Below are 20,960 nucleotides of genomic sequence, written 5' to 3'. Positions count from 1 at the left end.
AATATGTCTGATATAGAGATGGCGAAACTGGATATCACCCATGAAGTGTGCCCCATGACTTTCGTACACACCCGTCTGGCACTTGACAGACTTCCAGCCGGGGGAAAACTGCTTGTCCGCCTGCGGGGAGCAGGCCCGCTGGACAATGTTTCTCGCAGTCTGAAGCTGCTTGGTCATGTCGTGGAAGAAATACAGACAGAAACAGATGGCATAACGCACCAGCTGACCGTGCTCAAATCTCCCGCTTCATGACACAGGCATCGGCGCCATCGGGGTAATAGCGCCGCCTCACCCCCACCACCACGAATCCCGCCGCGTGATAAAGCCCTAGCGCGGCCACGTTATCGCGCGCCACCTCAAGGAACATGCTGGCCACCCCCGCGCGCGCGGCCTCATCCAGGCACCGCCCGAGCAGGGCGCGGCCAATGCCCTGCCCCTGCCAGGCGGGGTCCACGGCAAAGGTCAGGATCTCGGCTTCATCAAGCAGGACACGGGCCATGATGAAGCCCGAAACCGGCGGAATACCCTCACCCTGCGCAAGCAGCACGAACACGCCCGGCATGGCCAGCAGGGCCGTCATGGCCTGCGCATCCCACCGGTGCACTGGCGTGAAGGCCGCCGCGTGGATGCGGGCCAGCAGCGCAGCCTGCCCTGCGGGCACGGCATTGTCTGTCATGGGGTGACGGGGGCCGGGCGCAGGCCCGCGGCGGGCAGCCGGGCTTCCGGCGCATCGACATAAAGCGGCTGGGCCACGCGTGGCGGCAGATCGCCCTGCACGCGCAGCAGGGCGGCGGCGGCAATGGCCTGCGGGTCGGGTGGTGCATCGGGCAGCAGGTGCATGTCATCCCGCCGGGCGGCGGCAGCCTCTGCTACCGCCTGCGCGCCGTTACCGGCCAGCAGCAGGGGCCCCGGCGGCAGGTCAAGTGCATCAAGCATGCAGGCGCGGACCTGCCCCAAGGCTGAGTGCGTGCCCGGCGTTTCAATAAACACGCGGCCCCGGCGGGCCATGGTGCAATGCAGGGCGGTTGCTCCCAGCGGGGTTGCGGCCGCGCGCAGGGCCGGGGCCATGACCTCGCCTCCGGTAACACCCACCACCATGCAGCCCGCCCCCGCCGCCAACCCGTGCGCAAACGCCAGCGAGGCCCGCAGCCCCGTGAACGATCCCGGCCCCACGACCACGCCCGCCAGTTCGGGCATGCCATGGCCCCAGCCACAGTGCGTGAACAGTTCGGTGGCCAGCAGCGGAAACTGCTCGGCCGCGCCACGCCCGGTGGCGATACGGGTGGCAAGGAGAACAGGCGCGCCCGCCGCATCAGCCGCCAGGCAGGCGATCAGGGCCTGCGCCTGCGCACCGGTCGCAGCCCCGTCCATGACCACAATCCGCATGGGTCAGACAATCACGCAGGCATCATCAAAGCCCAGCCGCGGGGCACGCGGCTCAGGCGGCGGCCCGTCACAATAGCCCAGGCAGAGCAGGAAATTGGCCTGCCAGCCCTGATTGGCCAGAAAGGCCTCTTCCACCATCGCCGCATCGAACCCCGACAGCGGCAGCGCCGACAGGCCCAGCGCGCGGGCGGCCAGGATCATGTAGCCGCCTTCCAGCGTGCCGTTGCGCTGGGCGGTTTCCTCGGCCAGACCAACATCAGCGGCGAACCACTGGCGCACATGGGCCTGCGGGTTCAGCGTATCCATGCGCTCGAAGAACAGCGGGTCATGCGCCACAATCACCGTAACCGGGGCCGTCATCATGCGCTGCACGTTGCCTGCCGAGAGCGCCGGGCGCAGGCGCTCGCGCGCGGCCTCCGTGGTCAGGAACACGAAGCGGGCGGGGCAGCAGTTGCCCGATGTCGGCCCAAGGCGCACCAGGTCATAGAGCTGGCGCAGCGTATCGGTGCCGACGGGCCGGTCATTCCACGCCACCGGCGTGCGTGCGTTACGGAACAGAAGGTCAAGCCCAGCATCATCAAGCGCCATGAAACATTCCCAAGCTTACGCGCAAGACCTGCCGATCAGGCCTCTACCTGCTCCACCGATACCACTTCCGGCACGTAATGGCGCAGCATGTTCTCGACCCCGTGCTTGAGGGTGGCGCGCGAGGACGGGCAGCCCGAGCATGCGCCCTGCATGGTCAGGCGCACCACGCCATCACGGTAGCCACGGAACACGATGTCACCGCCATCGCCCGCCACGGCGGGGCGCACGCGGGTATCGAGCAGTTCCTTGATCTGCTGCACGATCTCCTCATCCCCCGGCGCGATCAGGTCTTCAACCACCAGGGCTTCGCTTTCCACCACGGGCTGGCCGGTGGAGAGGTAATCGGCCAGCACCGAGAGCACCTGCGGGCGCAGGGCCTCCCACTCGGTGGCATCGGCACGGGTCACGGCCACGAAGTCATTGCCAAAGAAGACGCGGGCCACGCCATCAAGGTCGAACAGCAGTTCGGCAAGGTGCGAACGGCCCGCCACGGAATCGGGGCTGATGAAGTCAGCCGTCGCCCCGCTGGCCATGATCTCGCGCCCGGGCAGGAACTTCAGGGTGGCGGGATTGGGTGTGTCTTCCGTTTCGATGAACATTGCTCGGTCTTCCAGACATGACGGGAAAGGGGGGACAGGCAAAAGTACTTCCCGGGTCCTGTTATATGATCGACCCGATCACAAATCCAACCCCACGCACACGCACGGCGTGCATTTACGCCCCGTGGCCTATCACGGCATGCGCGGCAGGACAATTTCCGCACACAATCCACCCCCCAGCCGGTTGAACAGCCTGAACCGGCCGCCGCCACGCGCCACCTCACGGCTGACAATGGCCAGCCCCAGCCCCAGCCCGCCCGTACTGCGCGAGCGTGAGCCCTCCACGCGGTAAAATGGCGTGGTGACCCGGTCGAGCTCGGCCTCGGGCAGGCCGGGGCCGTTATCCTCCACGCGGATGCACAGCGCATCTTCCATCAGCGTCAGGCTGACATGGGCGTTGCCGCCATAATTCACGGCATTGTCAATCAGGTTACCCACCACGCGCTTGAGCGCCAGCGGGCGCACGATGGCCTGCGCCTGGTCCGGGCCATCATAGGTCACGTCGCGGCCCTGATCGGCATCGTCATCCACCCGCGTGGCGAGAATGGAGGCCACATTGACCGAACGCGCGGGCTCGGGGTCCTTCTCGCCAGAAAGGTAGGCCAGCACGCCGGTAATCATGGCCTCCATTTCGGTCACGTCGGCCTCGATCTCCTTCTGCGCGTTCGTATCCTCCAGAAAGCCCGCACGCAGGCGCAGGCGGGCCAGAGGCGTGCGCAGATCGTGCGATACGGCAGCCAGCGCCTCGGTGCGGTCGGCAATCAGGCGGTTGATGCGCTCCTGCATGGCGTTGATGGCGCGGGCGAGGTAGCGCACCTCACGCGGGCCCTTGTCGGCCAGTGGCACCCACTGGCCTGACCCCACCGTATCGGCCACGTCGGCCAGCGCGCGCAGCGGCATGCTCAGGGCGCGCACCAGCATGCCGGCCGCCCCGATGACCGCGCCAGCAAGAATGGCCGCCGAGACCAGCCCTCGGCGCATGTGATGCGGCTCGAGGATATCGGGGGCGAGAAAGCCCATGTAGCTGCCATCGGGCAGGCGCAGCGTACCGCGCACATCCGCCGTGCCCATGATGGTGCCCGACAGGTTGAGCGCATCGCCCTGCAGCACCGGCAGCGTGCCCGCCAGCCGGTCATGCAGCTTGCGCAGCGAGGGGGGCTCGACCTTCAGGGCGCCCTGCTGGCCCTGGTTGCGCCAGTCCACCGTAAGATCGCTGGTGGAGAGCATGGCGGCGAGCACCATGCGCTGCGAGGTTGGCGTTGCCGCCAGCACGCGCGCGTCGATCACCAGCCGCTCGCCCACCTGTTCAAGCTGGGCGTCGTCTATGGTGTAGGTCTCGGCTTCCTCATAGAAAACGGAACTGCCCACGAACACGAGCGCCACCGCCACGAGCAGCACGAACATGACACGCCCGACCAGCCCGCGCGGCCACAGCGTAATGCGCCTTGCAACCGCCTGCGGCGCGCGCGCGCCCTGTGGGCTGGCCGGCCCCGCCACCCCGCGCGGCCTCAGACCCGCTCCACTTCAGCGGTAAAGATATAGCCCATGCCGCGCACGGTGCGGATCAGCCCATCCGAATCCGGCCCGAGCTTGCGCCGCAGGCGGCTGACCAGCACATCCACACTGCGGTCGGACACATCGCCCAGCCGCGTGCGCGACAGTTCGAGCAGCCGGTCACGCCCGATCACGCGCTGCGGGTTGTCAAGAAAACTGGTGAGCAGGTCATGCTCCGCCCCCGAAATCTCGACCGCCATGCCCGAGGGGTCGGTCAGTTCACGCCGCCGCAGGTCGAGCATCCACCCGCCAAAGCGCACGGTTTCCTTGCGCTGCCGCCCGGCGCTTGGCGTGGTTACGCCGCCGCCGCGCCTGCGCAGCACCGCGCGCACGCGGGCGAGCAGTTCCTTCTGGCCAAAGGGCTTGGGCACGTAATCATCCGCGCCGAGTTCAAGGCCCTGCACGCGGTCAAGTTCCTCGCCACGGGCGGAGACGATAATGACCGGCACCTCCGTCAGCGGAGCCTCGCCCGGCACCGAGGGGTCAGCCTGCGCGCGCAGGCTGCGGCACAGGTCCAGCCCGTTGGTGCCCGGCAGCATCACGTCAAGGATGATGAGGTCGGCCGTTTGCGCCTTGAGCGCATCCCACATTTCGGGGCCATCCTGCACGCCACGCACGCGGTAACCATCACCCTGCAGGGCGCGGACAATCAGGGTGCGCATGCCGGGATCATCTTCCACCACGAGGATGCGGGCGGGCAGATCGGCTGTGGCAGGTATCTGTGTCATTCTCTCGGCCATGTTCCGGTTCAGGGGCAACGCCAGGTGCCCGTCATGCAACGGCACCCAGCATAACCAACGCGCGGCATGGGGATAAGGCCATCGTTCATATCATAAAATGTCTGCCACATACACAGACGGGGCGCCGGATAATCCGGCACCCCGTCTGGCAGACAGCCTGTAAAAAACAGAAATTTCTGGGCGCCGCCCTGTTCTGAAAAGGCGGCGCCCGCCTGTTTTTATCAGTGTGCGGCAGGCGCCGCGTTCAGCTTGAGCACCCAGAACTGCGCGATGTCACGCGCGCCATTGGTGCCTTCCACGCTGTTGAACGTGGTGATGGCAGCCGCCTTCTGGCCCGCTGCCGCCTGCGCCAGACCATAATGCAGGCGACCGATATTGATATCGGTCGGCCCCTTGGCCAGGCCCTGCTGCATCAGCGCCAGACCCTTGTCGGCCTGCCCATTCAGCACGTAGTTGTAGCCTGCCGTAAGCATGGCGTTGCCGGTTGCGGCCTGGCTGGCAGCCGTATCGAGGTTGGCCTTGGTGCTCTCGGCAGTCTGGGCCACCATCGCCTTCAGCTTCTCGCTGCGCGGGGCAGAGGCATCATGCCCCACCACACCGCTGGCATAGCCCTGGTTGATGATGTCGAGCGCAAGCTGGGGCAGGCCCGCCTGCATGGCCAGCTCGGTAATGTCCATATACTCGGCCGAGGTCTTGACCAGCCCGGACTCAAGGCGCACGCGGTCGATATCAAGCCGCAGGCCCGGCGCCATGTTGGGGTTGCTCAGCACGGAATGGACCACCTGCGCCCAGTAATCGGGCTTGGGGTAATAGGTGGCGAGCATGACATAGGTCTTGGTCAGCGCCGCGTTGTCCTTCAGCTGCGCCTGGCAGGCGGCGAGCAGCTGGAGCTGGTTCTCGGTGGGCTTGCCACCGGCCTTGATGGTGGCATCGATCTGGCCCTGCTGCACGCGCGCGGCGTTGGCGAAGTCATGCTGCAGATAGTAGGCCTGGATCAGGATGGTCAGCATCTGCGGGTTCTTGCCACCCGCCTTGATGTATTTTTCGCTCACCGTAACGGCAGTGGGGTAATCCTTGGCGGTAAAGGCCATGCTGCCTTCGGCCAGCGCCATCTGCTCCTTGGTGGCGGCAGGCGTGCGCGGGGAGGCGATCAGCGTGTCATAGGCCGAGATGGCGGCAGGCACGTTGCCCGACTGGGCGGCCACGGCGGCGCGCATCTGGGCAATGGTGTAGGATTCGTAATCGGTCTTGCCGCTTACGGCGTCGGCTGCGTCCACATCGGCCATGGCCTGCGGATACTTCTTGGCGGCGAGGTCGGTCTGGGCCTTCTGCAGCGCCGTGCCCACCTTCTGGCCAAGCTGGTCAGCCGCGTGCGCGCCGTGCAGGGGCAGGATGCCTGCTACCGGCAGCGCCATCATGACCCCGGCCAGCAGGCGGCCACGCAGCCGGAACAGCGATTTGGATGTGATGTTTTTCAACTGTGATGTCCTTCCATGAACGGGTCATGGCCCGAATGATCGGCCAGGGCATCACGATGGACCCGTGCGGCCCATCATTCAATCCGCCCCCGACCGCAGGCGGGGCGGCTCCATCGAGCCGCCGCGCCGTGACGTTGAAATCAGGTTACGTGCGGATGGCGGGTTTATTCCGCCGGGTCGTGCGTTTCATGGCGGTAGCCGCCGATCAGGATGGACTGTACGTCGGCGGCGAAGTTGCGCACCTCGTCAAGCGCGCCCTTGTTGCGGCGGACCAGCATGTTGTAGCCCAGCACCGCAGGCACGGCGGTGCCCAGGCCGATGGCGGTCATGATCAGCGATTCACCCACCGGGCCCGCCACCTTGTCGATCGAGGCCTGGCCTGCGATGCCGATGGCCGTCAGCGCGTGATAGATGCCCCACACCGTGCCGAACAGCCCCACGAACGGCGAAGTCGAGCCCACCGTGCCGAGGAAGGCAAGGCCACCCTGCAGGCGGTTCTGGATGAAATCGACCGAGCGCTGGATGGACATGGTGGTCCAGGAATACAGGTCGATCGTTTCCTGCATCGTGCCTTCATGGTGCTCGGCGGCGGTAATGCCGGTATCGGCGATGTAGCGGAAGGGCGATGCGGTATCGAGCAGGGCAGCACCCTCCTTGATGTCGTGCGCGGGCCAGAACTTGGCCTTCACTTCCTTCGCCGCCTTCATCATGCGGGCCTGCTCGAGGAATTTGGTAATCATGATGTACCATGTCCCGACAGACATCACGACCATGATGATGAGCACGGTGCGGGCGATGAAGTCACCATTCGACCACAGCGCACCCAGCCCGTAGGGATTATCGGCGGCGGCGGCGGGCGTGGCGTAGGCCAGTGCTGAAAAGGCGGTCAGCAGCGCGGCCGCCATGACTGGTTTACGATGCTGTCGGGTCATTTACCTCAAATCCTCTGACGAATAGGGCCATGCTTCTGGCCCGCAACACATTTCATGACTGTTATCTGACCAGTCCGGACGCTGAAAATCAATCCACCTGTATCGTTTTCAGAACAATTCCGGCTGACGGACCCTGTTATCACGCCCGATGACCGGGGCGGGAATGACCGGAACCACCGGCACGACCATGACCGGACGCACGGGTGGCGGCGCGGGGGGAACCGGCGGCGGTGGCTCGGGAATGATGCGGATCGCCAGCGGCGGCAGGGGGCGATATGGCTCGGGAAACATGGGCCTGGCCTTGGGGCGCAGCCCGTAGGCCAACGCCGACACGACAACGACATGGACCAGCACGATCACCCCCGCCACGCGCAGGTACGGCGTGCGCCGCCGCTGCTTGGCGGCATAATCCTCTCCCATGACTTCGTCAGACCACATGCCGCTCCTGTCCAGCCCCCCTGCGCAGCAACCCGCGCGGGCGCCTGCCGTTCAAATTGCCCGAAGCGGAATTGGGCGTGCTCGGGGGCGCTGTGTCAAGCATCATATGACACAGGTTCGAAACAATTTTCCCTTGGCAGAACAATGCCCCAACGCCCACGGCATGAAAAAACCCCGTGGCCTGAGCCACGGGGTTGCCTGCATGCACGCCCTGGTTGCGGCGTTACTGCGCCTGGGCACTTGCTTCCGAGCGGGTGGCCCCCACGCGGGCGGCAAGGGCGGCGGCCATGAAGTCATCGATGTCACCATCCAGAATCGCATCCGGGTTGGTTTTCTCGACATTGGTGCGCAGGTCCTTCACCAGCTGGTAAGGGGCCAGAACGTAGGAGCGGATCTGGTGCCCCCAGCCGATATCGGTCTTGCTGGCCTCGGTCTGGGCGGCGGCGGCCTCGCGCTTCTGGAGTTCCTGCTCGTACATCCGCGCCTTGAGCATGGTCATGGCGGTGGCGCGGTTGCGGTGCTGCGAGCGGTCGGTCTGGCACGCCACCACGATTCCGGTGGGGATGTGCGTGATGCGGATGGCCGATTCCGTCTTGTTGACGTGCTGGCCGCCAGCACCCGAGGCACGGAAGGTATCGACACGCAGGTCAGCCTCGTTGATCTCGATCTCGATCGAGTCATCCACCACCGGATAGACCCACACGGAAGCAAACGAGGTCTGCCGCCGTGCCGCCGCATCAAACGGCGAGATGCGGACCAGCCGGTGCACGCCCGCTTCGGTCTTGAGCCAGCCATAGGCGTTGGGACCGGTCACCTGGATGGTGGCGGACTTGATCCCGGCCTGCTCGCCCTCCGAGCTTTCCATCATGGTCACCTTGTAGCCATGCTGCTCGGCCCAGCGGGTGTACATGCGCAGCAGCATCTCGGCCCAGTCCTGCGCCTCGGTGCCGCCCGCGCCCGCATTGACCTCGAGGTAGCAGTCATTGCTGTCGGCCTCGCCCGAAAGCAGGCTCTCGGTCTCGCGGCGCTTGGCTTCCTCGGCCAGGGCGCGCAGCGTGCCAAGCGCCTCGGCCACCACGGACTCGTCGCCTTCCATCTCGGCCAGTTCAACGAGTTCGATCGTATCGTTCACATCGGCTTCAAGCCGCTGCACGCCCTCGATCTGGTTGGCCAGCATGGTGCGCTCGCGCATGAGCTTCTGCGCTGCGTCCGAATCGTTCCACAGGTCGGGATCTTCGGCCCGGTTGTTCAGTTCCGCGAGGCGGTCGATTGCGACATCCCAGTCAAAGATGCCTCCTCAGCAGCGCCACCGACTGCTTGATCTGGTCGTTCAGGGCCTCTGTCTCGGCAGACATGGGCTTGCTCCTTGGTCAACGGTCAACAGTGCGGGCCCATATACGCTCAGGCCCGGCCATAAAGGGCGTCAATACAGCCCGCCCATGCCAATGTCACCCCCGGAAGGCTGCGTGGCGGGGGCCGCCGCAGGCGCTGAGGGGTGGCCTGCCGATGTCGTGCCATCAGGCATGGTGGTGGGGCTCGCGGCCATCGTAGCCATGTCATTCTCGGAATCGGGCATGTTCTCGGCCCCCGTATCCGCCGCCGTCAGCGCCATGCCCGAGCCTGCGCCCAGATCCACGCTCTCACCGGGCACCTGGCCGGGCTTGAACGCATCGATTGCGACTCCCATGCCGGTATCGTAGCGTGCAAGCTGCACGCCATCGGGCACGCGGAAGTCAAGGCGCGGACGCGTGGCGAGGGCCGCCTTCATCACCTGGTTCCAGATGGGGCCTGCGATCACGCCGCCGGTCTCGTTCTTGCCCAGCGACTGCGGCGTGTCGAACCCGATCCACACCACCGTGACCAGATCGGGCGAGAAACCCGCGAACCACGCATCATTGAAGTCCTGGCTGGTGCCGGTCTTGCCCGCGATGGGCCGGTCGATGCCCGCGCCCGCGCGCACGCCCGTGCCCCGGCGCACCACATCCTGCATCATGGCCACGATCTGGGCCGCACTGGTGGCGGAGACGACCTGCGGGCGGGTATCGGCCACCTGCGGGCCCTCCTGCGGCGTGCTGCCGGGCTGCAACGTCACGCCTTCGGGCCGCCACACCACGTTGCCGTTGCGGTCCTTGATGTCATCAATCAGGGTGGGCGTGACCAGCCTGCCGCCGTTGGCAATGGTGGCGTAGGCGCCAGCCTCCTTCATCACGGTGGTCTCGACCGCGCCGAGGGCCGCGGGCAGCACCAGCGGCATGGAATGCACGAGGCCAAGGCTCTGTGCGAGCCCGGCCACCGGCTTCATGCCGATCTGGGCGGCAAGGCGGATGGTGACGAGATTGCGCGATTCGCGCAGCGCGTCATGCAGGGTGGTGGGGCCCCAGAAATCCTTCTCGTAGTTGTTGGGGTGCCACTCGCCGTAGCTGACCGGGGAATCATCGAATTTCTGCGAAGGCGAAATCCCCTGCTCCATCGCCGCCAGATAGACAAACGGCTTGAACGAGGACCCCGGCTGGCGCGCGGCCTGAATGGCGCGGTTGAACTGCGATTCGCGGAACGACCAGCCCCCCACCATCGCCAGCACGCGTCCGGTGCGCACATCGATGGTGGCCAGGGCACCTTCCACGCGCGGCACCTGGCGGATGGCAACGCCGCTGCCATCGGCCTGGGGCTCGACCAGCACCACGTCGCCGGTCTTCATGCCCTTGCCGGTACGCATCCACGCCATGTCACGCGCCAGCACCGTGCCGGTATGGGGCATGACGGGATCGCGCCCCTCAAGCCAGCCCACCCGACCCGTGGTGGCGGACAGCACCACCGCCATCCGCCACTGCTCCAGCATGGCGGCGGGTGCGCTAACATGCACCAGCGCATTGGCCCAGTCGCCCGCCACGTCTGCCTCGTCAACATGCGCGAACGCGCCCCGCCAGCCGCCATGGGCACGATCATAGCGCAGCAGTCCCTCGCGCAATGCGCCGGTGGCCACCTGCTGCAGGTGCGAATCCAGCGAGGTATGGACCGAAAGCCCGCCCTCCATGGTGGTGCCGATGCCGTAGCGCTCGATCAGTTCGCGGCGCACTTCCTCGGCAAACCATTCCGAGCCGGGCACGGGGCCGGGACGGGTGAAGTTGGCGGGCACGAGGGGCTCAAGCTGGGCGGCGCGCGCTTCCTCTGGCGTAATCACCCTGAGGTCGGCCATGCGGTCGAGCACCCAGTTGCGGCGGTTGGTCGCCGCCTGCACGTAGCGGTGCGGGTTGTAGTTGGTGGGCGATTTGGGCAGCGCGCCAAGGAAGGCGGCCTCGGCATTGTCAAGCTGGTCGAGCGGCTTGTTGAAATAGGTCTGGGCGGCGGCGCCAATGCCGTACGCGCCCTCGCCCAGATAGATCTCGTTGAGGTAGATCTCGAGGATCTGCTCCTTGCTCAGCGTCTGCTCGAGGCGCATTGCCAGGAGCGCCTCCTTGATCTTGCGGTCGATCGACACCGCATTCGACCCCAGCAGCATGATGCGCGCGACCTGCTGCGTAATGGTCGAGGCCCCGATGGGGCGGTGCTTGGTGCCGTGCATCATCATGTCGGTCACGCCAGCACGCAGGATGGCCAGCGGGTCCACGCCGCCATGGCTGAAGAATTTCTGGTCCTCGGCGGCAAGGAAGGCGCTGCGCACGCGCTCGGGTATGGCGCTGTAGGGCACGAAGATGCGCCGCTCGGCGGCAAGCTCGGCCATCACCTGGTCATCACCGGAATACAGGCGGCTCATGACGGGGGGCTGGTAGGTGCGCAGGCCATCGACGGTGGGCAGGCCCTCGCTCAGGCGCTCATATTCGCACCAGCCCACAATGCCCGCACCGCCGCCGCCAAGCAGCAGCACCGCCAGCGTGGTGCCCGCCAGCCAGCGCACCATGCGGTAGCGCGGGCGGCGCGGGCCACCCCCACCAGGGCGGGAGGGTCCATCCATCCGGCCATCGCGGCCTGATCCGTCAGCAAGCGTCATCCGGTGTCCAATAAGGAGAGAAAGGGGCTGTTCTGTGTCGTGAGGCCCCTGTCTAGCATTGTCCCGCGCTGCCGTCGCCCCCGATCCGCCCGTGCCCGTTCAGCCTGCGTTGCGGCTGGCCCATTCGGCCCGGCCATCATTATCAAGCTGGCGGAATTCCTCATCGCTCAGCTCGATCGCGGCAGCCGCCGCATTATCGGCCACGTGCTCGGGGCTGGACGTGCCGGGAATGGGCAGCATGACCGGCGCGCGGCGCAGCAGCCACGCCAGCGCGATCTGGCCGGGCTGCACGCCCTTCTCGCCCGCAAGGCGCGTGAGCACGGTATCGCCCCTGGTCAGCCCGCCCGCGGCAAGCGGCGCCCATGGAATGAAACCGATATTCTCACGCGTGCAGTAATCGAGCACGTCCTCCGAAAAGCGGTTGACGAGGTTGAAGCGGTTCTGGACCGTCGAGACCGGGAAATACAGCCGTGCGCGCTCGATCATCTCCACCGTCACCTCAGAAAGGCCAACATGGCGGATCAGCCCCTGCGCGCGCATGGCGGCAATGGCCTCGAACTGGCGCTCGGGCGTGCAGTCGGCCCCCACGCGGTGCAGCTGCCACAGGTCGATGCGCTCGACGCCAAGCCTGCGCAGGCTCATCAGCACGCACTGGCGCAGGTAATCGGGGTTGCCGACCGGCTTCCAGATATCCGGCCCGTGGCGCGTATGGCCGCCCTTGGTGGCGATGAGCATGCCCTCATAGGGGTGCAGCGCCTCGCGGATCAGGTTCTCGCTCACCTCGGGGCCATAGGCATCGGCGGTATCGATAAAATTGATGCCGAGTTCAGGCAGGCGCTTCAGCGTGGCGAGTGCCTTCGCCCGGTCGGCCGGCTCACCCCATATGCCCGGACCCGTAATGCGCATGGCTCCGAAGCCGAGCCTTGTAACCTCGATATCGCCCCCGATCATGAATGACCCGGACTGGCGGGCATCAGGCGTGAACATGGCTTTACTCCCTGCTCGATGGGCACGCCCGCGCCTGTGTGGCGGGCGTGCGGTTGGTGCCTGCCCACCATAAGGGTGCGTGGGGGGCGGGGTTGCATGCCGATGCGGCAGTTCAGCCCAGCAGGCGGCCGATCACGCGCGCGGTGTAATCCACGACCGGGATGATACGGCCATAATTGATGCGGGTCGGCCCGATCACGCCAATCGCGCCCACGATGCGGTTGCTGTCGGTGCGCGCGGGCGCCACCACGACCGACATGCCCGCCATGCCGAACAGCCCGCTTTCCGCCCCGATGAAGATGCGCACCCCCTCGGATTCACGCGCAAGGTCGAGCAGGCGCAGCATGGTCTCCTGTGTTTCCAGCCGTTCGAACAGCATCTGGATGGTGGTCAGCCGCTCGATCTCGGTCACATCGGCCAGCAGGCGACCCTGCCCGCGGATGAACAGCGTGCCGCCGCGCTCCTCGGCATCGCTCCATGTGGCAAGGCCACTGGCCACAACCCCTGCCGTCAGGTGGTCGAGTTCGTTGCGGTTGGCGGTCATGTCGGTGCTGACCGTCTCGCGCAGGCGGTCGAGCGTCTGGCCCGACAGGTGGGCGTTGAGATAGTTGCCCGCCTCGACCAGCGCCGAGGGCGGCAGGCCGGGCGGTGTCTCGATCACGCGGTTTTCCACCTGCCCGTCCGCGCTGACCAGAATGACCAGCGCGCGCCCCGGCCCAAGGGCCACGAATTCGATATGCTTGATGGTGCCTGCATCGCTCTTGGGCGCCATGACCAGCCCCGCCGCCGAGGACAGGCCCGAGAGCATGGACGATGCCTGCGCCAGCATGTCCTCAAGCGAGCGGCCCTTCACATCGAGCGTGCCCGCAATACTCTCGCGCTCCTCCTCGCTCAGGCTGCCGAACTGTAGCAGGCCATCGACAAACAGCCGCACGCCCTTTTCGGTTGGCAGGCGGCCCGCCGAGGCATGGGGCGAGAACAGCAGCCCCGCATCGGTCAGGTCGGCCATGACGTTGCGAATCGTGGCCGGCGAGAGCGAAAGCGGCAGGCGCTGCGACAGGGTGCGCGAGCCCATCGGCTCGCCCGTTTCCACATACTGTTCCACGATCTCGCGCAGGATCGCGGCGGAACGCGCATCAAGCCCGGACAGCAGGGCCGGCTGCGATACCGGTGATCGGGTTTCCATCGCCATGCCTCCTTTGCACATCGTCATCCGCCAGCACCCATTATAACAGATCCCACCCGTCCCTGCCCACGCGGGACTGGAAATAGAGGTGGATTGCGCGCTATGCCGCCCCCTCACCTTGCGGAGTTGCCCCATGCGCCCATCCGGCCGCGCCCCCGACGCGCTGCGTCCTGTCTTTATCCAGACCGGCTTTGCCCGCCATGCGGAAGGCTCCGCCCTGATCCGCATGGGCGGCACCGAGGTGCTGTGCGCGGCGAGCGTGGAGCCACGCGTGCCCTCCTTCCTGCGCGGCAAGGGGCAGGGCTGGGTCACGGCGGAATACGGCATGCTGCCACGCGCCACCCATAACCGTGGCCCGCGCGAGGCGGCCCGCGGCAAGCAGAGCGGCCGCACGCAGGAAATCCAGCGCCTGATCGCCCGCGCGCTGCGCGCGGTGGTGGACCTCAAGGCTCTGGGCGAGATCTCGATCACGGTGGATTGCGATGTGCTGAACGCCGATGGCGGCACGCGGTGTGCGGCCATTACCGGCGCGTGGATCGCGCTGCGCCTGGCGCTGGAAAAGCTGGTACGTGACGGCGTGCTGCCTGCTGTTCCGCTCAAGGGGCAGGTTGCGGCCATATCCTGCGGGCTGACCGAGGCAGGCGCCGTGCTCGACCTTGACTACGCCGAGGACAGCAATGCCAGCGCCGACGCCAATTTCGTGCTGACTGCTGATGGCGGCATTGTGGAAATTCAGGGCACGGCGGAAAAAGACCCCTTTACCGAGGCACAGTTCAACACGCTCATGCGCCTGGCCCGCACCGGCACCGCCGAGCTGTTCCATATCCAGACCGTAACCGTGAACGAGGCGCTTGCATCATGACCATCCCCCACCTCAACCGTGGCGACACGCTGGTGCTTGCCACGCATAACAGGGGCAAGATTGCCGAATTCGCCGCCCTGCTGGGCGGCTACGGCATCCGCGTCATTTCCGCGGGCGACCTGTCGCTGCCCGAGCCTGACGAGACGGCGGACAGCTTCGCGGGCAATGCCGCCATCAAGGCCCTAGAAGCGGCCAAGGCCGCTAACCTGCCCGCGCTGGCCGATGATTCGGGCTTCTGTGTTGCGGCGCTGGATGGCGCGCCGGGCATCTTCTCGGCCCGCTGGGCTGGCCCCGGCAAGGACTACCCCGACGCCATGCGCCGCATCCATGAGCAGATGGGCGACAACCCCGACCGCAGCGCGTGGTTCATTTCGGTGCTGTGCCTGGCCTGGCCCGATGGTCGCACCGAAACCTTCGAGGGCCGGATTGATGGCCACGTCATCTGGCCGCCGCATGGCGCCAACGGCCACGGCTACGACCCGCTTTTTGCCCCCGGCACCGGCACGCGCAGCTTTGCGGACATGACGGATGCGGAAAAGAACGCCATCAGCCACCGGGGCCTGGCCTTTGCGCTGTTCAGCGAGGCGTGCCTGCCAAAAACAGAAGTTTAAAGGTTTTGGGGTGCCGCCTTTTTGAAAAAAGCTTCACCAGAAACTTCTGCATGAAAAAAGGCCGGCCCCTTACGGGTACCGGCCTTTTTTGCGTGATCCGCCCAAGCTCAGCGCCCGGTCATGATCCGCTCGAGCAGTTGCGCCACCGTGGGCACGAAACCGTTGGCATAGAACGGGTCGGTCGCGAACCGCCACGCATTGGTGCCACCGAACATGAGGTTGTGGTCGATCACCTCGGCCTGGTCCGGCCCGTGGGCGTGGGCCGCATCCTGAAGGGTTTTCTGGATGCAGTAGGAGCGCGGGTCCGCCTTGTGCCCGTTGGAATAGGCAGGCGGCTTCTGCGACCAGTTGGAAAAGCGGCACTCAGACAGGCAGCCCATGCAGGCCCCCTGATCGGTCAGGATTTCACGCGCGCGCTCGGGTGAGACGAACACCAGCGTGTTGTCCGGCGTGCGCATGGCCTCGGTGTGGCCTTCTTCCATCCACAGATGGGCGCGCTGCCCATCGGCAGGGGTGACAAAAACCTGCCGCCCGCGCGCGCCAATGGCCAGCGCAGTGGTGTGCTCGCCCACGGCCTCGGGCGAGAACGGGATCTGCCGCTCCGAGCGCCCGCGCAGTTCACGCAGGAAGCTGTTGTTGACGGCAGAGGAATAAAAACCCGTAGGCGAGAAGCGGTTGAGGAACACATCCCCCTTCTTCAGCGTCAGCAGGCGGTCTTTCCATGCCTGTGGAATCGGGCTTTCCTGCGTCAGCAGCGGGCGGGTGCCAAACTGGAACACGATCGGCCCGAGTTCGGGGTTGTCAATCCAGTCCTGCCATTCCTCCAGCCACCACACGCCACCGGCCATGATGATGGGGGTCTCGTCCAGCCCGAAGGCCCGCATCTGCTTGCGCAGCGCCAGCACGCGGGGGAACGGATCTTCCGGTGCCAGCGGGTTCTCGGTGTTGGACAGGCCATTATGGCCGCCTGCCCGCCAGGGGTCTTCATACACCACCGCGCCCAGCAGTTCGGCGGTCTTGTGATACGACCGCCGCCACAGGGCGTTGAACGCACGGGCGGATGACACGATGGGATAGTAATGGATGCCGAATTTCGCCGCGATGTCCGACAGGCGGTACGGCATGCCCGCGCCACAAGTCAGGCCCTGGATCAGGCCCGGCGCGCCTTCGAGCACACCATTGATGACCCGTTCCGCACCGCCCATTTCCCACAGGATATTGGCATGGATGCGACCCTTGCCACCGGCGATCTCATGCGCGATGCGGGCCTGGGCGATGCCGCCGCGAATGGCGTAGTCAACCAGTTCCTCATGGCGTTCGCGCCGGGTCTTGCCGTGATAGATCTGCGGCACGATGTTGCCGTCCGCATCGTAGGAATCGGCGTTCACGATCGAGACCGTGCCCGCCCCCCCGGCTGCCGCCCAGTGCCCGGCAGAAATGCCGGTGGAGATCGAGACGCCCTTCCCCCCCTCGACCAGGGGCAGAATATCCGTCCCGCCCATACGGATCGCATTGATCGGCTTCATCACCATTCCATCGTCATGTGTCTACCCGGCCACGCGGGCGCCATGCAGGCGCACGGGTGGCCGGGCTGTCTGTAGGCCGGAACCGCGCGCTTAGCGTGCGGCGGGAGCACGGCCGGGCTTGGCGCCCACGGTCTCGGTAATGTCGGCACCGGTCTCCTGATCAACCACGCGCATGGACAGCTTCACCTTGCCGCGGTCATCAAAGCCCAGAACCTTCACCTTCACTTCGTCGCCCTGCTTGACCACGTCCGTCGTCTTGGAGACGCGGCCCTGTGCCAGCTCGGAGATGTGCACCAGACCATCACGCGGGCCGAGGAAGTTGACGAACGCCCCGAAATCGGCGGTCTTGACCACCTTGCCGTTGTAGATGTGGCCCACTTCGGGTTCAGCCACGATGCCACGGATCCGCTCGATGGCCTTCTCGGCCTGATCGTCGGAGGATGCGGCGATCATGATCGTGCCGTCATCGTTGATATCGATCTTCGCACCCGAATATTCAACGATCTCACGAATGACTTTACCGCCCTGCCCGATCACATCGCGGATCTTTTCCTTCGGCACGGAGATCGTGGTGATCTTCGGCGCGGAGGAGGAGACATCCGTGCGGCCTTCGGTCAGCGCCTTGGCCATCTCGCCCAGGATGTGCATGCGACCATTGCGGGCCTGACCCAGCGCGATCTTCATGATCTCGGGGGTGATGGACGTGATCTTGATGTCCATCTGCAGCGCGGTCACGCCCTGCTCGGTGCCCGCCACCTTGAAGTCCATGTCGCCAAGGTGGTCTTCATCGCCAAGGATGTCGGACAGGACGGCGAAGTCCTCGTCTTCCTTGATCAGGCCCATGGCGATACCGGCCACCGGGCGCTTGAGCGGCACGCCCGCATCCATCAGCGCCAGCGACGTGCCGCACACCGTCGCCATCGAGGACGAACCGTTGCTTTCCGTGATCTCGGACACCACGCGCATGGTGTACGGGAAAGTGTCCTTGCCCGGCAGCAGCGGGTGGATGGCGCGCCATGCCAGCTTGCCATGGCCGATTTCGCGGCGGCCCGGCGAGCCCATGCGCCCGCACTCACCCACCGAGAACGGGGGGAAGTTGTAGTGCAGCATGAAGTTGTTGCGGTACTCGCCTTCCAGCGCGTCCACGATCTGCTCGTCCTGGCCGGTGCCGAGGGTCGCGACAACGAGTGCCTGCGTCTCGCCACGGGTGAACAGGGCGGAACCATGCGCGCGCGGCAGGATGCCGACTTCGGACACAATCGGGCGGATCGTCTCGAGGTCGCGGCCATCGATGCGGTAGCCAGTGTCGAGCACCTCGGTGCGCACCACGTCGGCTTCGAGGTCCTTGATCATCGGCTTGGCGGCGTCGGCCTCGGCCTCGCCGATCTTGGCGAGAATCGCCTCACGGGCGGCGGCGACCTTCTTGTAGCGCACCTGCTTGGCGCGCTCCTTGTAGGCCTCGGCGATCAGGGCGCGACCGGCCTTGTCCACCTTCTTGCGCAGCTTGATTTCCTCTGCCGTCGGCTCGGCCAGGTCCCACGGGGCCTTGGCGGCGTCTTCGGCGAGGTCGATGATCAGGTCGATCACCGGCTGGAAGGCTTCGTGGCCAAACGTCACGGCGCCGAGCATCACGTCCTCGGACAGCTCGACCGCCTCGGACTCGACCATCAGCACGCCTTCGGCGGTGCCGGCCACCACGAGGTCAAGGGCACTTTCCTTGAGCTGCGAGATGGTCGGGTTCAGCACGTATTCGCCGTTGGAATAGCCGACGCGAGCCGCACCCACCGGGCCAAAGAACGGAATGCCCGACAGCGTTAGCGCCGCCGAACAGCCGATCAGCGCCACGACGGCGGGATCGTTTTCCATGTCGTGGCTGAGCACGGTGGCCACGACCTGAACTTCATTGCGGAAGTTCTCGGGGAAGAGCGGGCGCAGCGGGCGGTCGATCAGGCGCGAGTTCAGCACTTCGGCCTCGCTCGGGCGGCCTTCACGCTTGAAGAAGCCACCGGGGATCTTGCCAGCCGCGTAGGCTTTTTCCTGATAGTTGACCGTAAGCGGGAAGAAGTCCTGCCCCGGCTTGACGCTTTTGGCGCCAACGGCCGTGCACAGCACCACCGTGTCGCCATAGGTTACGACCACCGCGCCATCGGCCTGGCGGGCGACCTTGCCCGTTTCCAGCACCAGCGGGCGACCGCCCCATTCCATTTCCTTGCGAAAATAATTGAACATCCAGACAAACCCTGTCCGTTGACTGCCGCAATGCAGGCGGGCCGGACATTGGAACGTATGATGGCAGCGCCTCGGACGGCATGGAGCGATGGCGGCACATACCGCCAGAACACCATGTGGCCTGAAACGCTGCGATCCGGTCCGGACATCTCCGCCGTGGCGTCGGCAGCGTGTTGGCGGCGCCCGTCAGGGGCGCCTGAAAAAATGCGGCCCGGCGGGGCATGGCCATGCCTGTGCATGCGCCATGCCCGCATGGGCCACGCGGGAGGCGGGCATTATGCCCATCCTCCCGCGCGGTCGCAAATCAGCGACGCAGGCCGAGGCGCTTGATCAGCGTTTCGTAACGGGCCACGTCCTTGCGCTTGACATAGTCAAGCAGGCGGCGGCGGCGGCCAACCAGCATCAGCAGGCCACGGCGGGAATGGAAATCCTTCGCGTGGGTCTTGAGGTGGTCGGTCAGGTTCACGATCCGCTCGGTCAGCAGGGCAACCTGCACTTCCGGCGAGCCGGTATCGGTCGCGGCGTTGCGGTATTCACCAATAAGCGCCGTGCGGCGTTCGGCAGTAATCGACATCATTCTCTCCATTGATCATTCGGTTCACAGCATGCGCACTGATCGCAGCATGCCCCCCTCGGGGCGGCACAGCCCGACCACGCGCGCCCCATCCATCGCACGCACGACCCCGCTGCGGGGGTCGGTGTGCGCGGGCATCCGGCCTGCCAGCTGGTCCAGGTCGATCACCTGGCCAAATGACAGGGCATCCGCTTCCTCACGGGTCAGGGCCAGCGCCGGGATGTCGGCCAGCGCGGTCGCGACCGGAAGAAGCAGATCCGGTGGAGCAGGCGCGTTGTCGGCGCTTGCGACAATTTTGTCCAGCGGAATCGCATGGGATTCATCAAATGGCCCCACGTTCAGCCGCCGCAGCGCCGCCACATGCCCCACCGTGCCGCAAGCCAGCGCAATGTCACGCGCCAGCGCGCGCATGTACACTCCCTTGCCCGATTCCACCTCGAACACCGCCGTATCGGCATCGGGGCGGGCAATCAGCTCGAAACGGTCGATGCGCGCGGGCCTTGGCGCGAGTTCGGGCGCGTTGCCCGCGCGCGCCATGTCATACGAGCGCTGGCCGCCCACCTTGAGCGCGGAAAACACCGGCGGCACCTGCATGATCTCGCCGCGGAAGGCGGCAAGCGCGGCCTCGAACGCGGCGTTATCAGGCCGCACGTCCGATGTGGCGGTGACCGCACCCTCGGCGTCATCGCTATCGCGCGCCTCGCCGATGCGCAGGGTGAAGTGGTAGCGCTTGGTGCCATCCATGATGTAGGGCACCGTCTTGGTGGCCTTGCCAAAGGCGATGGGCAGCAGGCCGGTGGCCAGCGGGTCGAGCGTGCCGCCATGGCCCGCCTTGGCGGCATCGAACAGGTAGCGCGCGCGGCCCACCACCTGCGTGGAGGTCATGCCCAGGGGCTTGTCGATGATCAGCCAGCCGTCAAGCGGGCGGCCACGTCTGCGTCGCATTGCACGGCACCTTTGCATGGAATTGGGGAGTGCCGTGCGTTTAGACGAGGCACGCATGCACTTCAATGCCCCATTCCGCCACGGGGGCTGGCCGCCTGCGCCACACATGTTAAAAGGAAAGGCGGGCACATGCCTGCCATCCCCCCAGCCTGCTTGGCCAGCGGGGCATGGAGTGCCATCTTGCAGCAAAACGGATGCATGGATAACCGTGTGCCACAGTATTTTTCATTCCGCGTCTAGCAGCCTGTCGGGTTGGGCATTTTGCGGCTGATAACGCCGAGGCTGACCCGGCTTATGCTGCCTGAAGCCGTGCCATTCTTTTGCAGTTGTATGCGAG

General features: G+C 65.9%; 19 protein-coding genes and 1 pseudogene. 3 read left to right on the top strand and 17 right to left on the bottom strand.

What is annotated here, in order from left to right; all coding sequences use genetic code 11:
• Nucleotides 1–3 precede the first annotated feature (3 nt).
• A complete protein-coding gene (locus tag CDI09_RS12375; RefSeq protein WP_078525737.1) occupies nucleotides 4–252 on the top strand; it encodes a sulfurtransferase TusA family protein in 249 nt (82 codons plus the stop codon).
• Here the strand turns inward: CDI09_RS12375 and rimI are convergent.
• The 13 genes and pseudogenes from rimI to hrcA all read right to left on the bottom strand — a co-directional run bounded on the left by rimI (nucleotide 233) and on the right by hrcA (nucleotide 13,882).
• Nucleotides 233–676: a ribosomal protein S18-alanine N-acetyltransferase gene (gene rimI, locus CDI09_RS12370; protein WP_078525735.1), complete on the bottom strand. Its 444-nt coding sequence runs from the start codon at nucleotides 674–676 to the stop codon at nucleotides 233–235. The two genes, CDI09_RS12375 and rimI, sit on opposite strands and share 20 nt — an antisense overlap.
• Nucleotides 673–1,386 carry a tRNA (adenosine(37)-N6)-threonylcarbamoyltransferase complex dimerization subunit type 1 TsaB gene (gene tsaB, locus CDI09_RS12365; protein ID WP_078525734.1) on the bottom strand — a complete coding sequence of 238 codons (714 nt, stop codon included), beginning with the start codon at nucleotides 1,384–1,386 and terminating at the stop codon, nucleotides 673–675. The genes rimI and tsaB overlap by 4 nt, the downstream gene beginning before the upstream one ends.
• Before the next feature lie 3 nt (nucleotides 1,387–1,389).
• On the bottom strand, nucleotides 1,390–1,974 hold the full coding sequence (locus tag CDI09_RS12360; RefSeq protein WP_078525733.1) for a malonic semialdehyde reductase: 585 nt from the start codon (nucleotides 1,972–1,974) through the stop codon (nucleotides 1,390–1,392).
• 35 nt (nucleotides 1,975–2,009) lie between these two features.
• Nucleotides 2,010–2,573 carry a NifU family protein gene (locus CDI09_RS12355; RefSeq protein WP_078525731.1) on the bottom strand — a complete coding sequence of 188 codons (564 nt, stop codon included), beginning with the start codon at nucleotides 2,571–2,573 and terminating at the stop codon, nucleotides 2,010–2,012.
• A gap of 132 nt (nucleotides 2,574–2,705) precedes the next feature.
• The gene (locus CDI09_RS12350; protein WP_236944673.1) at nucleotides 2,706–3,977 is read right to left on the bottom strand and encodes an ATP-binding protein; all 1,272 of its coding nucleotides are present in this window, start codon (nucleotides 3,975–3,977) and stop codon (nucleotides 2,706–2,708) included.
• A gap of 104 nt (nucleotides 3,978–4,081) precedes the next feature.
• Nucleotides 4,082–4,855 (bottom strand): response regulator, encoded by a 774-nt coding sequence (locus CDI09_RS12345; protein ID WP_078525729.1) that lies wholly within the window; start codon nucleotides 4,853–4,855, stop codon nucleotides 4,082–4,084.
• Nucleotides 4,856–5,088: 233 nt separating this feature from the next.
• A pseudogene (locus CDI09_RS12340) lies at nucleotides 5,089–6,397 on the bottom strand (hypothetical protein).
• Nucleotides 6,398–6,509: 112 nt separating this feature from the next.
• Complete coding sequence (locus CDI09_RS12335; RefSeq protein ID WP_061274394.1) at nucleotides 6,510–7,277, bottom strand: MotA/TolQ/ExbB proton channel family protein; 768 nt, start codon at nucleotides 7,275–7,277, stop codon at nucleotides 6,510–6,512.
• A 108-nt stretch (nucleotides 7,278–7,385) separates the two neighbouring features.
• Nucleotides 7,386–7,715, bottom strand: a complete 330-nt coding sequence (locus CDI09_RS12330; protein ID WP_236944443.1) for a hypothetical protein — start codon at nucleotides 7,713–7,715, stop codon at nucleotides 7,386–7,388.
• A gap of 223 nt (nucleotides 7,716–7,938) precedes the next feature.
• Nucleotides 7,939–9,070 (bottom strand): peptide chain release factor 2 gene (gene prfB / locus CDI09_RS12325; RefSeq protein WP_110571343.1). Its coding sequence is split into 2 segments (ribosomal slippage): nucleotides 7,939–9,000 and nucleotides 9,002–9,070, totalling 1,131 coding nucleotides; the frame shifts between segments, so codons are not numbered across the junction.
• 68 nt (nucleotides 9,071–9,138) lie between these two features.
• On the bottom strand, nucleotides 9,139–11,703 hold the full coding sequence (locus CDI09_RS12320) for a penicillin-binding protein 1A (protein WP_078525727.1): 2,565 nt from the start codon (nucleotides 11,701–11,703) through the stop codon (nucleotides 9,139–9,141).
• A gap of 99 nt (nucleotides 11,704–11,802) precedes the next feature.
• Nucleotides 11,803–12,690, bottom strand: a complete 888-nt coding sequence (locus tag CDI09_RS12315) for an aldo/keto reductase (RefSeq protein ID WP_078525726.1) — start codon at nucleotides 12,688–12,690, stop codon at nucleotides 11,803–11,805.
• A gap of 112 nt (nucleotides 12,691–12,802) precedes the next feature.
• Entirely contained in the window at nucleotides 12,803–13,882 is a 1,080-nt protein-coding gene (hrcA, locus tag CDI09_RS12310; RefSeq protein ID WP_078525725.1) for a heat-inducible transcriptional repressor HrcA, read from the bottom strand.
• 127 nt (nucleotides 13,883–14,009) lie between these two features.
• On the opposite strand from hrcA, the gene rph reads away from it, so the two are divergent.
• Together rph and rdgB are read left to right on the top strand one after the other, a co-directional pair.
• Nucleotides 14,010–14,738 (top strand): ribonuclease PH, encoded by a 729-nt coding sequence (gene rph / locus CDI09_RS12305; protein ID WP_078525724.1) that lies wholly within the window; start codon nucleotides 14,010–14,012, stop codon nucleotides 14,736–14,738.
• Nucleotides 14,735–15,349 carry an RdgB/HAM1 family non-canonical purine NTP pyrophosphatase gene (gene rdgB, locus CDI09_RS12300; protein WP_110571342.1) on the top strand — a complete coding sequence of 205 codons (615 nt, stop codon included), beginning with the start codon at nucleotides 14,735–14,737 and terminating at the stop codon, nucleotides 15,347–15,349. The genes rph and rdgB overlap by 4 nt, the downstream gene beginning before the upstream one ends.
• A gap of 107 nt (nucleotides 15,350–15,456) precedes the next feature.
• Here the strand turns inward: rdgB and CDI09_RS12295 are convergent, their stop codons facing one another.
• The 4 genes from CDI09_RS12295 to truB form a co-directional block, all read right to left on the bottom strand.
• On the bottom strand, nucleotides 15,457–16,875 hold the full coding sequence (locus CDI09_RS12295) for an NAD(P)H-dependent flavin oxidoreductase (protein WP_078527905.1): 1,419 nt from the start codon (nucleotides 16,873–16,875) through the stop codon (nucleotides 15,457–15,459).
• Nucleotides 16,876–16,965: 90 nt separating this feature from the next.
• On the bottom strand, nucleotides 16,966–19,104 hold the full coding sequence (gene pnp, locus CDI09_RS12290; protein WP_078525722.1) for a polyribonucleotide nucleotidyltransferase: 2,139 nt from the start codon (nucleotides 19,102–19,104) through the stop codon (nucleotides 16,966–16,968).
• A 304-nt stretch (nucleotides 19,105–19,408) separates the two neighbouring features.
• The gene (rpsO, locus tag CDI09_RS12285; protein WP_061274462.1) at nucleotides 19,409–19,678 is read right to left on the bottom strand and encodes a 30S ribosomal protein S15; all 270 of its coding nucleotides are present in this window, start codon (nucleotides 19,676–19,678) and stop codon (nucleotides 19,409–19,411) included.
• Between the two features lie 24 nt (nucleotides 19,679–19,702).
• Nucleotides 19,703–20,623, bottom strand: a complete 921-nt coding sequence (truB, locus tag CDI09_RS12280) for a tRNA pseudouridine(55) synthase TruB (protein ID WP_078525721.1) — start codon at nucleotides 20,621–20,623, stop codon at nucleotides 19,703–19,705.
• Between the last annotated feature and the right edge of the window lie 337 nt (nucleotides 20,624–20,960).

The organism is Komagataeibacter nataicola, from assembly GCF_003207795.1.
GTDB classification, from domain to species: Bacteria; Pseudomonadota; Alphaproteobacteria; order Acetobacterales; family Acetobacteraceae; genus Komagataeibacter; species Komagataeibacter nataicola.
This window is presented reverse-complemented; position numbering and strand designations above follow the sequence as displayed.

Bases quoted from the DNA above. Each gene is read 5' to 3' on its own strand.
- truB (WP_078525721.1), bottom strand. From the start codon at position 20,623: ATGCGACGCAGACGTGGCCGCCCGCTTGACGGCTGGCTGATCATCGAC.
- CDI09_RS12350 (WP_236944673.1), bottom strand. From the start codon at position 3,977: ATGTTCGTGCTGCTCGTGGCGGTGGCGCTCGTGTTCGTGGGCAGTTCC.
- CDI09_RS12330 (WP_236944443.1), bottom strand. From the start codon at position 7,715: ATGTGGTCTGACGAAGTCATGGGAGAGGATTATGCCGCCAAGCAGCGG.
- tsaB (WP_078525734.1), bottom strand. From the start codon at position 1,386: ATGCGGATTGTGGTCATGGACGGGGCTGCGACCGGTGCGCAGGCGCAG.
- rpsO (WP_061274462.1), bottom strand. From the start codon at position 19,678: ATGTCGATTACTGCCGAACGCCGCACGGCGCTTATTGGTGAATACCGC.
- rph (WP_078525724.1), top strand. From the start codon at position 14,010: ATGCGCCCATCCGGCCGCGCCCCCGACGCGCTGCGTCCTGTCTTTATC.
- CDI09_RS12315 (WP_078525726.1), bottom strand. From the start codon at position 12,690: ATGTTCACGCCTGATGCCCGCCAGTCCGGGTCATTCATGATCGGGGGC.
- CDI09_RS12345 (WP_078525729.1), bottom strand. From the start codon at position 4,855: ATGACACAGATACCTGCCACAGCCGATCTGCCCGCCCGCATCCTCGTG.
- CDI09_RS12335 (WP_061274394.1), bottom strand. From the start codon at position 7,277: ATGACCCGACAGCATCGTAAACCAGTCATGGCGGCCGCGCTGCTGACC.
- CDI09_RS12375 (WP_078525737.1), top strand. From the start codon at position 4: ATGTCTGATATAGAGATGGCGAAACTGGATATCACCCATGAAGTGTGC.
- pnp (WP_078525722.1), bottom strand. From the start codon at position 19,104: ATGTTCAATTATTTTCGCAAGGAAATGGAATGGGGCGGTCGCCCGCTG.
- CDI09_RS12320 (WP_078525727.1), bottom strand. From the start codon at position 11,703: ATGACGCTTGCTGACGGATCAGGCCGCGATGGCCGGATGGATGGACCC.
- rimI (WP_078525735.1), bottom strand. From the start codon at position 676: ATGACAGACAATGCCGTGCCCGCAGGGCAGGCTGCGCTGCTGGCCCGC.
- rdgB (WP_110571342.1), top strand. From the start codon at position 14,735: ATGACCATCCCCCACCTCAACCGTGGCGACACGCTGGTGCTTGCCACG.
- hrcA (WP_078525725.1), bottom strand. From the start codon at position 13,882: ATGGCGATGGAAACCCGATCACCGGTATCGCAGCCGGCCCTGCTGTCC.
- CDI09_RS12355 (WP_078525731.1), bottom strand. From the start codon at position 2,573: ATGTTCATCGAAACGGAAGACACACCCAATCCCGCCACCCTGAAGTTC.
- CDI09_RS12360 (WP_078525733.1), bottom strand. From the start codon at position 1,974: ATGGCGCTTGATGATGCTGGGCTTGACCTTCTGTTCCGTAACGCACGC.
- CDI09_RS12295 (WP_078527905.1), bottom strand. From the start codon at position 16,875: ATGAAGCCGATCAATGCGATCCGTATGGGCGGGACGGATATTCTGCCC.